Source organism: Fodinibius sp. (assembly GCF_034521915.1).
Lineage (GTDB): Bacteria > Bacteroidota > Rhodothermia > Balneolales > Balneolaceae > Fodinibius.
Genome location: NZ_JAXHLU010000011.1, coordinates 45,739 through 58,019 on the forward strand (window position 1 = coordinate 45,739; position 12,281 = coordinate 58,019).

At 40.2% G+C, this 12,281-nt stretch carries 10 protein-coding genes; 5 read left to right on the top strand and 5 right to left on the bottom strand.

Annotation, left to right across the window (positions count from 1 at the left end; genetic code table 11):
- Positions 1-57: 57 nt before the first annotated feature.
- The 3 genes from U5J89_RS07645 (at position 58) to U5J89_RS07655 (ending at position 2,394) form a co-directional block, all read left to right on the top strand.
- The gene (locus U5J89_RS07645) at positions 58-405 is read left to right on the top strand and encodes a cupin domain-containing protein (RefSeq protein ID WP_322575019.1); all 348 of its coding nucleotides are present in this window, start codon (positions 58-60) and stop codon (positions 403-405) included.
- A gap of 71 nt (positions 406-476) precedes the next feature.
- A complete protein-coding gene (locus U5J89_RS07650) occupies positions 477-1,466 on the top strand; it encodes a metal-dependent hydrolase (RefSeq protein ID WP_322575020.1) in 990 nt (329 codons plus the stop codon).
- A gap of 85 nt (positions 1,467-1,551) precedes the next feature.
- Positions 1,552-2,394, top strand: a complete 843-nt coding sequence (locus tag U5J89_RS07655; RefSeq protein ID WP_322575021.1) for a S1 RNA-binding domain-containing protein — start codon at positions 1,552-1,554, stop codon at positions 2,392-2,394.
- Positions 2,395-3,005: 611 nt separating this feature from the next.
- On the opposite strand, the gene U5J89_RS07660 is transcribed toward U5J89_RS07655, so the two are convergent.
- The 4 genes from U5J89_RS07660 to U5J89_RS07675 all read right to left on the bottom strand — a co-directional run bounded on the left by U5J89_RS07660 (position 3,006) and on the right by U5J89_RS07675 (position 4,683).
- Positions 3,006-3,197: a hypothetical protein gene (locus U5J89_RS07660; protein ID WP_322575022.1), complete on the bottom strand. Its 192-nt coding sequence runs from the start codon at positions 3,195-3,197 to the stop codon at positions 3,006-3,008.
- Positions 3,198-3,297: 100 nt separating this feature from the next.
- Entirely contained in the window at positions 3,298-3,795 is a 498-nt protein-coding gene (locus U5J89_RS07665; protein ID WP_322575023.1) for a hypothetical protein, read from the bottom strand.
- Positions 3,755-3,946 (bottom strand): hypothetical protein, encoded by a 192-nt coding sequence (locus U5J89_RS07670; RefSeq protein ID WP_322575024.1) that lies wholly within the window; start codon positions 3,944-3,946, stop codon positions 3,755-3,757. Before U5J89_RS07670 ends, U5J89_RS07665 begins: the two co-directional genes overlap by 41 nt.
- 95 nt (positions 3,947-4,041) lie before the next feature.
- Positions 4,042-4,683 carry a SatD family protein gene (locus tag U5J89_RS07675; protein WP_322575025.1) on the bottom strand — a complete coding sequence of 214 codons (642 nt, stop codon included), beginning with the start codon at positions 4,681-4,683 and terminating at the stop codon, positions 4,042-4,044.
- A gap of 218 nt (positions 4,684-4,901) precedes the next feature.
- On the opposite strand from U5J89_RS07675, the gene U5J89_RS07680 reads away from it, so the two are divergent.
- Entirely contained in the window at positions 4,902-7,610 is a 2,709-nt protein-coding gene (locus tag U5J89_RS07680) for a UPF0182 family protein (protein WP_322575026.1), read from the top strand.
- 38 nt (positions 7,611-7,648) lie between these two features.
- Here the strand turns inward: U5J89_RS07680 and U5J89_RS07685 are convergent, their stop codons facing one another.
- Positions 7,649-10,120 carry a PAS domain S-box protein gene (locus U5J89_RS07685; RefSeq protein WP_322575027.1) on the bottom strand — a complete coding sequence of 824 codons (2,472 nt, stop codon included), beginning with the start codon at positions 10,118-10,120 and terminating at the stop codon, positions 7,649-7,651.
- 209 nt (positions 10,121-10,329) lie between these two features.
- Between U5J89_RS07685 and thrS the strand changes: the two genes are divergently transcribed.
- Complete coding sequence (gene thrS / locus U5J89_RS07690) at positions 10,330-12,276, top strand: threonine--tRNA ligase (protein ID WP_322575028.1); 1,947 nt, start codon at positions 10,330-10,332, stop codon at positions 12,274-12,276.
- Positions 12,277-12,281: the final 5 nt, after the last annotated feature.

Consider the following 12,281-nt stretch of genomic DNA (forward strand, 5'->3'; position numbering starts at 1 on the left):
GTCTCACTGCATGTTACATTACTTGGGTTAACAGACTGTCAAAGAAAACTATCAGCTATGGCCCAACGAAAAATAAATCCCGCTGAAGTCGTAAATCTCTATACGCCACCCAGCGACTTACCCGAAGACGCTACCCTCGCGTTGATGAAAACGAAGGATATGGAAGTCATAAGAATGGTCATCCCCAAAGAAAAAGATATCACCGAACATAGTGTTAACGGACAAATTTCTGTTCAATGTTTAGAGGGAAAAACCGAATTTGCCGTTGAGGGCGAAAAACATGTGCTTACCAGTGGCGACTGGCTATATCTCAAGCGTAACCAATCTCATTCCCTGCGAGCAATACGAGATTCAATTTTATTAGTCACCATTCTGTTTCTTAGCGACAGTTCAGAAGAAGAGTAAGAAATTGCCTTTCGTCAGCTACCCGTAAATTGGTATCTTAGGCGTCATATATCTAACCATAGACCGTAGGAATGGATCCTGTTACGCACGGACTTATTGGCGCCTCCGCATCTCAATCCGTTGTATCTAAGGAACAATTACGTCCCGCCGCTATCATCGGCCTGGTATCCGCCATGCTTGCTGATCTGGATGTTTTTATCACTGATCCGGCGGATCCCCTCCTCAATATTGAGCTTCATAGGCAATTTTCCCATTCATTTGTATTTATTCCTGTAGGAGCTCTTATTGCCAGCGGACTTCTATGGTATTTCTTTCGCAATAAAATGTCATTCAAAAAGCTCTATGCACTCAGCTTCTTAGGCTATGCTACAGCGGGGATTACAGATACATTTACCAGTTATGGGACAAAATTATTTTGGCCATTTTTAGACAGCCGTTTCTCTTGGGATCTTATTTCGGTTTTCGATCCCCTGTTTTCAGCCGTAATCTTGGGACTGGTGATTTTTACGCATTACAAAAAGAATCCCAAAATAAGCTGGTTTGTCTGGCCATGGATTGCCCTATATCTATCTTTTGCGGTATTGCAACAGCAACGCGGTAAATCTGTGGCAAAAACCATTGCCAAGCAACAGAATCACCAAATAGAGCGCCTCGTGGTAAAACCAACACTTGGCAATCAATTGTTGTGGAGTATTCGGTATGAAGCACAAGATTCTCTTTATGCAAATGGGGTTCGCCTCGGCCTGGATGCTAAAGTGTATTCCGGAGAATCAGCTCCATTGCTAAACTGGCAACAACAGTATCAGCAATTTAAAGGCACTACTCTCTATGAGGATATTCGGCGATTTGACAAGCTTTCTGAGGGTTATTTGATACAACATCCCGATAAAAATAACATTATTGGCGATGGACGTTATGCCATGCTTCCTACGGATATGAGTCCGCTATGGGGGATTAAAGTGGATACTTCCCAGCCCGGCAAACATCTGCCCTTTAAGACCTTTCGGGAAGTGACGCCCGCAGTCAAAGATGCTTATCTTGATATGCTGCTGGGCAAGTAGTTTATAGAAATTTAAGTTGGGGAATCAATTTTAAGGCCCTTATCTTACTTACTTCATTTTTTTACACTTCATTACAAGGATTTTCATGTTCAATCTCGGTACATATCAAACACTTAATGTAGCTCGAAAAACAGAATTCGGCTATTTTCTTCAGAATACATCCACACGCGGAGATGAAGAAGTGCTCCTCCCTAATAAACTGGCTCTTCGCGACCTACAAGAGGGAGAAAATGTGCGCGTTTTTATCTATAAAGACGGGGAAGAGCGTGTTACCGCAACTATGCAAGATCCCAAGATAACACTCAACAGTTTAGCATTTCTTGAAGTAAAAGATGCAAACCGTCACGGGGCATATCTCGACTGGGGGCTGGATAAAGATCTTTTTGTCCCTCATCGAGAGCAGGTTGGAACCATGATTGAAGGCCAATCATACTTGGTATATATGTATCTGGATAAAAAGACCGATCGACTAGCGGCCAGTGCCAAACTGGATAAATTTTTGGATAACGAAAATATTACCGTCGAAGAGGGCGACGAAGTGGATCTTTGGATTTGGGATAAAACTGATTTGGGCTTTAAGGTAGTAATTAATGAAACCCATGAAGGACTCGTGTACCACAATGAGTTTTATCATGACGTATATACTGGTGAACAAACGACAGGCTATATTAAGCAGATCAGAGAAGATAATAAGATTGATGTTACCCTTCGACCTATCGGATATAAAAAAGTAGGACCCAATGCTGATTTTATCCTAAAGCGACTTAAACAAGTTGGCGGATATCTGGATCTGCATGACAAAAGTGATCCTGACGAAATTCACAGGCGACTTGAGATGAGCAAAAAGACCTTCAAAAAAGCAATTGGCCGACTCTACAAAGAAAATATTATCCGGATTGAAGATGATGGCATTTATCTTGAAGAGTAACACTTGAAAAGACTATAAAAGATTATAACTTGAATAATCGGGGTAAGTCTTCTTATTCCTTCCCCAAAATGGGAACTTTTATAAGTTGATCTCCTATAAGCAGGTACCTAAAAACCCCAATTAACCCCTGCAGTTATGATAGACAAATGGTTAGATCTATTGGAAGTTTATATTGGTATAGCTCTTGAATTTATTATTACTCACCTAATGACCGTAGAAGGAATTGTTGCTTTAATCTTCGGTATTTTTTTCGTTGGATTAATGGCACAACTGCGTTCATAAATGAACAGCAGATATCAGTTATTATTTTGTGAATAGTAATAATTACGCAATTTGCATTGTATCTATAATTTTTATAGATACAACATTATATATTGTTGGTATATAGGAGCTTACCCTAATGACCTAATAATATTTTGCACCTCATACTTCCTTCCCAACTTATTAATAAAGCTAATATTTTCAGTGAGTTACAGAAATTTATGGGAAAACCTCATTATAAGGTATCTAGTTAGTAAAAAATAAGAGCATTATCCCTCCTATTTATTGAATAATAAGCTGGTATTAATGCTCTTTAAAATACTATTGGTGCTGACTGTTACAGCTCCATTTTATAGCTTTTTGGGATTGCTCTTGATCTCTTCTTTCTTGAATGAAGATGTCTTATGAGCATTTTTCTTATCGGCTTTTTTAGCCTTTTTTCCGGTTTTAGGATCCATAGTAAACCTCATTAATTGTTTATTCTCTACTGCTATCCTTTTGACAACAGCATAACCACAAAAAGAAATGGCTACTAATTCCACTCCCTTCTGATTGTTCACAATTTACATAAATCGAGGGCTTGCAAGCAGTCAAGAAAATCACTTTGATGTGTAATATGAACCCTTACAGTTTACTTTTCTCCTATAACAGTGGAGCTGACTTTACCAAAAAAGCGACTGCCATAGCCAAAAGAGCCGAAAGCAATGTTCCAATCAACACATATTCAGCGAAGGTGCGACTTTCAAAATCCTTGAAACGCGTAACACCTTTAGCAGCTAAAATAAATCCTATCGCCGCAAATTGATTTAAGAGCACAAATAGAAATATAAAAATGCGCTCGAGTAATCCTATGATTCGTCCCGTGTTATATTCCTTTTGATCGACCTCTTTTGTTTTACCCAACGATTTTAATCCCGCTAACTTTAACACGTATCGCAATATGATATTGGCTTCATTCAACACCATCAAAAAGCCAAAAATAAATAGATAAACTACGCCAACCCTCCCCTCTGATATAACAATATTGGGAAAGAACACCTTATCAATACCAGCTAAAAGATTGGCTGCTAATTTATTCGTTGATAGCTCAAATAAGGGGCTACATAAAGCAGCTACTACAATTATATGCAATAGCAGCATCAACATGCGGTTCCGATTTAATGATGTTTTCTGCTTTTCCAGCATCCACATTAAGAAAGGATGACCAATCAAATAGAATATTAGCAATACCCAGCTTAGGCTTACTGTCAAAAATGGCAAACACAATAATGGGATGATCGTCATCACCCACAGATCCGATCGATTTATTCCCTTATCCCGTGAGATAAGACGCAGTCTGGACAAGCAGGATTAGATTAAGAATCCCTAAAAAAATGGCGTAGTTCATTATCTTAACTTTTGATTTATTACTTCCTCAATATTATCGCCTAATTCGCCCACAACATCCAGCATACCAGCATCTTTATTTTTGTAAAAGGCCGGTTTTGAAATTTCAAGAGTCTCTGAAATCTCCTTATAATCGTATCCATCTTTCATCATATGTAAGATAATCAAACGTCTCTTATTCCACCCTCTCATTTCTCCCGATAAAAGTTGCAAACTGTTGTTTATGATTCGCAGTTCGGGCGAATCCTCATCCTCGAATCCAATATTAAATAGATACCCGCTTTCTTTGAGTTGTTCAATACCACGCCGAGCCCGATGAAAAGCCGGACCATCCATCCCAATAGCTTGCTCAGTATTAATGGGCGTATCTATATCTCCAACTGCCAGCGAAAATCGTACACCTATCGGATGTATCGCAGACATTATTTTTAACATCTGTACAAAAACAGCATCGGCTCGATCAAAAACTGCCTGGAATTCATCCCCAAGCGTAATCGTATAGGGAGATACAATGTGCTCACCATACTCCGTATTAAGAGCTTTCAGTTTATTCAATAATACCTCTTGTAAGGCCTCCCTGTCCCTATTTTGAACCGACTGAGAATCTTCCAGATCACCAATTAATACCAGTTGCTTGTTCATAATAAGTTCTTTTTTCTTTTATATAACCATAATAGTTTAAAAAGTAAATATTTAACCTTATTAGTTTAAATTTATGATTTTAATCCATTACAGTTAAAATAATAGGCTGGCAATTAACTTTAATTATCAGCGAAATTCTTATTTGTACAAAATGGTTGCTATTTTATGTTCGCTAAAATATACGGTACCAAATTAAACCAGAGATTAACAGATATTACATGAATAAGTCATTAGGATCATCAAAACTATTTCGGGTTCTTATTCCCATCTTGCTTATAGTAGTACTGATTGGAGTATTTTCAGATTGGATTATTGAATGGATGTGGTTGGATAACCTGGGATACGATCAGGTATTTTGGACCATTAAGATAACTCAAGCATTGCTACTTATTTCATCGCTGGGCGTAGCCCTGATGTATGTACTACCAAACATGGGCAAGCTGGGCAAGAAGTTCAGCACTATGCATTTTGGGCAGTCGCCGTTGGCTCAATTGAAACTGCACGAAATTGATGCCAAGAAAATTAAAACAGTGTTCTACGGTGCCGGCGCAGCAATAAGTGTCTTCTTTTCGCTGGCGTTTTTCATGCGATGGGATACCTATTTTCGATTTCACTGGAGTGAAATGTTCGGTCAGATCGATCCTATCTTCGGTCATGATATTGGCTTTTATATATTTCGTCTGCCTTTTTTAGAGCTCGTTCAAAACAGCTTAACATCCCTGGTCTTTTTTATCACCGTGGGAATAATCATCCTGTATATCTATTCGGGTGCCCTGTCGCTGCAATCCATACGTAGTTTAAGCGCCAGCAAAGATGTAAAGAAACATATTTTTATCAATTTAGGCATCTGGTTTCTGTTGCTTTCATGGGGGTATTATCTTGAGCGGTACAATCTGCTTTATAACTCGACCGGAGCAGTATTTGGCGCCAGCTATGTGGATATTAACATTCAATTGCCGGTTATCTGGCTCCTCTGCGGACTCACCTTCCTGATGGGACTATTCTCTTTCTTTCAACTGTATAAAGATCAATTCAAGTGGATTATCTACGCTGCCGCCGCCACTATTTTAATTGGCGTAATAGGCAATGGCTTGTTGCCTGGTATGGTTCAGCAGTTTGTAGTACAACCCAGTGAACTACAGCTTGAAGAACCATATATAGAACACAGTATCGACCAAACCCGCAAGGCCTATGCGCTCGATAAAATGGAAACACAACCCTACAGCGCGCAACCATCCGAGGAGATGGGATGGCCTACTATAGAACGAAATGAAGAAACTGTTGAAAATATTCGTCTATGGGATCCACGGCTGTTGATACAAACTTATCGCCAGCTGCAGGAAATCAGGCTTTATTATCAGTTTTATAATGTAGATGTCGATCGTTACCAAACCAATGAAGGATACCTGCAAATGATGGTTGCGGCCCGTGAATTATCGGAGGAAATGCCCGAAGGGTCAGACACCTGGGTGAACCGACGATTGCAATATACACACGGTTACGGACTGGTAATGAGTCCCGTAGCACAAGAGGGTTCACAAGGTGATCCCCGTCTTGCTATTAAGGATATTCCACCGGTAAGTGATATAGGGCTGGAAGTTAATCAGCCGGCCATTTATTACGGAGAACACAACGACGACTACAAAATCGTTAATACCAATATACGCGAGCTTGACTATCCCCAGGGAGATCAAAATGTATATACCAATTATCAAGGGTCCAGTGGTGTACCGATCGGCAATATTTTCTCGCGCTTACTTTTTGCCTGGAACTTCGGGGATATCAATATCCTGCTAACTGATTACATTAAGGATGACAGCAAAATCATCTTCTGGAAACGTATTCAGGATCGTGTTAGAAAAATTGCTCCATTTCTGCGAATGGAAGATGACCCTTATATGGTTTTGGATGAAGGAAAATTATACTGGATACAGGACGCCTACACGACTTCAGCCAACTTCCCCTACTCCGAACCTTTTAACAACTCATTTAATTATATTCGGAATTCGGTTAAAGTAGTTGTAGATGCCTACAATGGCTCGGTTGATTTTTATGTCTCCGACGATAACGATCCCATATTGAATATGTATGAGGACATTTTTCCGAATATGTTTCAGCCCATTGATAATATGCCGGGCACATTAAAACAGCATGTTCGATATCCGATATATTACTTTAAAGCCCAATTGGATAAATACAACAAATATCACATGACCGACCCTCAGGTATTTTACAATAATGAAGACCTGTGGACTCGACCAAATGAAAAGTATGGCGGCCAATCCATTAAAATGGAACCCTATTATGTGCTCACAAAACTTCCTGATCAGGAAGAACTGCAGTACTTGTTGATTAGTCCGCTGACGCCAAATAACCGTGATAATATGATCGGTTGGATGGCTGCAAATTCGGATTACCCGAATTACGGTGAGGTATCGGTTTATCAGCTGCCTAAAGACCGACTCATTCTGGGTCCGGCTCAGATTGAGGCACGCATCGATCAGGATACAGAAATCTCACGTCAGTTGGCGCTATGGGATCAACGTGGCTCACGCGTTATTCGCGGTAACCTGATGGTAATCCCAATCGAGGATTCATTTATTTACGTTGAACCTGTATTTCTAATTGCCGAAGGTGTCGACATCCCACAGCTACAGCGCGTAATTGCTACTACAGGCGAAAAAATTGCCATGCAACCCACACTCTGGCAATCCATCGAAGCACTCTATGGTAAACGGGATCAGCGAATTGCTACTGCAGAAATTGATACTACTACAGCACTACCTGAACAACCCACAAGCAATAGAACCCAAGATTATTCGCAGCTGCAAAACCTGTGGAATGAGGCTCAAGAAGCCCTTCAAAATGGCAACTGGGAAGAGTTTGGCAGAAAGATGAAAGAAATTGAGGATCAAATAAATCAGTAAGCAAAACTGTAAAATCGTCGGGCATTAAGTCCCGGCGATTAATGCTCCAAGGTAAAGTGCAAGGCAAATTTAGTACCCGGATTTTCATTACTGAATTCAGCCTCGGCCTCTAATTGTTCGGAAAGCGTACGTATCAATTCGATCCCCAGTGACGTTGGATTCTCCAGATCAATCTCATCTGGTATACCGATACCATCATCAACAATAGATAGGTACACTTCATCGCCCCTTCTATGTAAGTTGATTTCAATATTTCCTTTTTCCTTCTCGGGATATGCATGCTTAAACGAATTGGTAATAATCTCATTTAAAATGAGTCCGCACGGTATCGCCTGATTTACCGTAAGATTAACCGGATCAACATTTATCGAAACATCAATATCAGTTTGCATAGTACCCATCGAATCCAAAATGACGTCAGTCAGTTCTTTTACATACTGTTCAAAGCTGATCTCCGATAAGTTTTCATTCTGATAGAGCTTTTCGTGAATCAAGGCAATTGAATTCACGCGCATTTGACTAATTTTAAGCACCTCGATGGCCTCTTCCGAACTGGTATTAAATGCCTGCAGCTCCAGCAAACCGGTGATAACAGCTAAATTATTTTTTACCCGGTGATGAATCTCCGCTAAGAGTACTTCTTTCTCCCTCAGGGATTTTTTGACCTTCTCCTCAGCCTGTTTTCGTTCGCTTATATCCACATAAATTCCAAAAATAGCGACCGTTTTATCGTTTACCGTTACCGGAACGCCATAAATGAGTACGTCAACATAGCTACCGTCTTTGCGCAATCTTTTGCCCGAATGAAAAGCTGGTTTACCTTCAAAAATAGTATTAGATATTTCACGAGCCTCTTTTTTCTCGTGCTCGGGAACAATCAGCTGATCAATATCCAGCCCCTGAATTTCTTCGGTCCCATAACCAAAAGTTTCACTAAACGCAGTATTTACCTGTTTAATCTCCTGCCGCTTATCCATAAGCGCGATAGAAATAGGGGAATTTTGGAACAGTTGGCGGAACATTTCTTCGTTTTTACGCAGCTCTTCTTCCGCCTTATAGCGTTTTGTAATATCACGTGCTATTGTAATTACAACATCTTCTCCAAAATAAGTACCCGGATTAGCTACAACTTCTTTTGGAAACACCTCTCCGTTTTTACGCTTCCCCCACCATTCAAAGCTCTGCGGAGTACCATTTAACGCTTTTTGCACTTTTCTCTTTGTCGCTTCCATATCTACCTTTCCTGGTGCAGCTAGTACTTCAGGTGTTTTCCCAATAAAGAACGATTCTTCATAACCATACATATCTACAGCTCCTTGATTCACCTCAAGAAAACGGCCTTCTTTATCCTGGATATAAATAGCATCAGAAATGGAATCAAATAGATCCTGAAACGTATTTAGACTAGCCTGATATTTTTGTACAATCTCTTTATTCTCAGTGATATCAACCAACGTGCCTACAATAGCCGACTTGCCTTGATACATCGTCTTGGAACCATATAGGCTTGCATCTATAACACGCCCGCCTTTAGTAATTCCCTTAATCTCATACTCATCTTCGGCTTCAGGATTTCTATTCAGACGCTCTTTCATGTTGGTAACAATCAATGCGCGATCATCTGGATGAGCTAATTCTTGCGGTTCTATTCTATCAATAATTTCATCTTGCTCGTATCCAAAAATCTCAGCAAATCTTGGATTCACATATTTAAATTTCCCATCCTGGATTAGAAAAACCCCAACAAGTGATTTTTCGGAAAGTATACGAAATAGATTCTGGGATTCTTTACGCTTACTGATATCAGTAACAAGAGAATGCACCGAATGCAGATTCTCATTTTCATCATAAATTATGGAGTTGTGCCACTCACATATAATGGTTTCCCCACTTTTAGTTAGCGATTTTCCCTCCACCGAATAATGGGTTTCTCGGTTTGCTATAGCTTCTTCCAGATTTCTTTTCGCCTGCTCTATTTCATCATCGGCAATTAGTTTATCCAGGAAGTTATCCCACCCGATCACTTCATCTTCGCGCCAACCAAAAAGCTCTTCGGCTTTTTCGGACCAGTCTTTAATTTTCTTACTCGCATCCCATTCTATCCTTGCCAACGGAAAATTCGACTCGTGAGTAATAAATTTCGGAAACTCAACACGTCGTACTTCATTCTTTTGCACTAACTCACTAACATCATGGGCAATAGCTATTTTGGCCGGTATACCCTTATAGTAAAAAGTATGGTAGGTAAACTGAACATAGAGTGTATCCCCATTTTTGGTTTGTTGAACCCAAATCTTATCTATACTCTTATTTTTATCCGGCGCTCCATCGATCAATTCAACTCTTTTTTTCTTATCTCCCAGATCGTATACATCCATTGCAAGAAATTCATCGCGAGAATAACCGTAACAATTTACTGCCGCCTTATTGACGTCTAATATTTTTAATGTTTGATGATCGAGAATAAATATTGGTTGATCATCAAAAAATGAGGGGTAATCACTTTCCATCTCTTAAGTGCTATGTCGTTGTATAAAGTATACCATCTGATAGTAGATATTATCAGCGATAATCTATAATTCTAAACCAATAAATAAAACCATATTTCGAAATTTTAATTAAGTAGAAATGTACCTGTGCCTGTTTTCTAATTTTTATATCTTTAGAGGCTTTAATAATTAGAAATACGAACATCTTTTAAACGTATATTTATCTCTTAATGGCTGAACAGATTACCATTACATTTCCAGACGGTAGCGAAAAGAAATTCCCCAAAGGTACAACCGGTCGCGAAGTTGCTGAATCGATTTCTAAGGGATTAGCTCGTGAAGCACTTAGTATTACTCTTGATGATGAAATTATGGACTTGGATCGTCCTATCAATCGCGACGGTACTATTACAATAAATACTTGGGACAGCGAGGATGGTAAATATACATTTTGGCACTCATCTGCCCACGTATTGGCCGAAGCAATTCAGGAGCTTTATCCCAACGCAAAATTTGCTATCGGTCCGCCCGTCGAAAATGGCTTTTATTATGATATCGACTTTGGAGATCAAACAGTTGGCGAAGATGATCTCGAAAAGATCGAAAATAAAATGATTGAGCTGGCCCGCGAAAAAAATGAGTTTACTCGCAAACCGGTTTCCAAAGAAGATGCGCTCAACTTTTATAAAGATGTGGGCAATGAGTATAAAATTGAGCTAATAGAAGATCTCGAAGACGACAATATTACTTTTTATGAACAAGGGAATTTCACTGATCTCTGTCGTGGTCCGCACATTCCGGATACCGGTCGCATTAAAGCAGTTAAATTAACCAGTCTGGCCGGAGCGTACTGGCGCGGAGATGAAGATAATGAACAGCTAACACGAATTTACGGAATCTCCTTTCCCAAACAGAAACTCCTCAATCAGTACATCGAACAGGTTGAGGAAGCCAAGAAACGCGATCACAAAAAGCTGGGCAAAGAGCTCGGCATTTATATGATCGATTCAATGGTTGGACAGGGATTGCCCGTTTGGCTCCCCAACGGAACTGTTTTGCGTCGTACACTTGAATCATTTTTGCGCGAGGAACAGAAAAAACGGGGCTATCAGGAAGTCATCACTCCGCATATAGGAAATCTGGAGTTGTACCGAACTTCCGGACACTTCCCCTATTATCGGGAATCGCAATACAATCCCATTGAAATGGGAGAAGACGGTGAGGGATACCTGTTAAAACCGATGAACTGTCCGCATCATCATCGCATCTACTCGAACGAACTACGCAGCTATCGCGATCTTCCAATGCGGTTGGCGGAGTTCGGTAGTGTGTATCGGTACGAACAATCCGGTGAATTAAATGGACTTTCACGCGTTCGTGGCTTTACGCAAGATGATGCTCATATCTACTGTACGCACGATCAGCTTAAAGATGAAATCATCAATGTAATAGAATTGACGGAACTCGTTTTCGGCACTTTCGAAATGCCGGTAGATATTCGCCTTTCTTACCGTGATGACAATGAAGATAAGTACGGCGGTGCTACCGAATTCTGGGATCGGGCCGAACGCGAAATTAAAGAGGTTGCCGACGAGATGAAACTGGATTACAAAGTTGCCCGCGGGGAAGCCAGCTTCTACGGACCAAAAATTGATTTTATTATCCGGGATGCCATCGGCCGAAAATGGCAGCTGGGTACTATACAGGTAGATTATGTAATGCCCGAACGCTTTGACTTAACTTATATAGGATCTGATAACAGCAAGCATCGACCGGTCATTATCCACCGCGCACCATTTGGTTCTATGGAGCGGTTTACCAGTATTTTAATCGAACATTTTGCGGGTGATTTTCCCGTCTGGCTGGCTCCCAAACAGGTTCAAATAATACCTGTTTCTGATGACTTTAATGAATACGCCTTTAAATGTGCATCTAAATTAAAAGAAGAAGATGTACGAGTAGAAGTTAATACTCGAAGTGAGCCGATTGGCGGAAAAATTCGCGATGCTGAAACGAGTAAGATTCCATATATGTTAATAGTAGGTGGTGATGAAGAATCGGATGGAACGGTCTCGGTTCGCCGCCACAAAGAAGGTGACATTGGAACTTTTGATTTTTCTGAATTTCTTTCTAATCTCACTACTGAGATTAACAACAAAGAAGTACCAAAACATTAGTTTTA

What these genes read in the sequence shown, in the direction of transcription:
- U5J89_RS07645 (WP_322575019.1), top strand. Translation starts at nt 58, where the DNA reads ATGGCCCAACGAAAAATAAATCCCGCTGAAGTCGTAAATCTCTATACG.
- U5J89_RS07650 (WP_322575020.1), top strand. Translation starts at nt 477, where the DNA reads ATGGATCCTGTTACGCACGGACTTATTGGCGCCTCCGCATCTCAATCC.
- U5J89_RS07655 (WP_322575021.1), top strand. Translation starts at nt 1,552, where the DNA reads ATGTTCAATCTCGGTACATATCAAACACTTAATGTAGCTCGAAAAACA.
- U5J89_RS07665 (WP_322575023.1), bottom strand. Translation starts at nt 3,795, where the DNA reads ATGCTGCTATTGCATATAATTGTAGTAGCTGCTTTATGTAGCCCCTTA.
- U5J89_RS07675 (WP_322575025.1), bottom strand. Translation starts at nt 4,683, where the DNA reads ATGAACAAGCAACTGGTATTAATTGGTGATCTGGAAGATTCTCAGTCG.
- U5J89_RS07680 (WP_322575026.1), top strand. Translation starts at nt 4,902, where the DNA reads ATGAATAAGTCATTAGGATCATCAAAACTATTTCGGGTTCTTATTCCC.
- U5J89_RS07685 (WP_322575027.1), bottom strand. Translation starts at nt 10,120, where the DNA reads ATGGAAAGTGATTACCCCTCATTTTTTGATGATCAACCAATATTTATT.
- thrS (WP_322575028.1), top strand. Translation starts at nt 10,330, where the DNA reads ATGGCTGAACAGATTACCATTACATTTCCAGACGGTAGCGAAAAGAAA.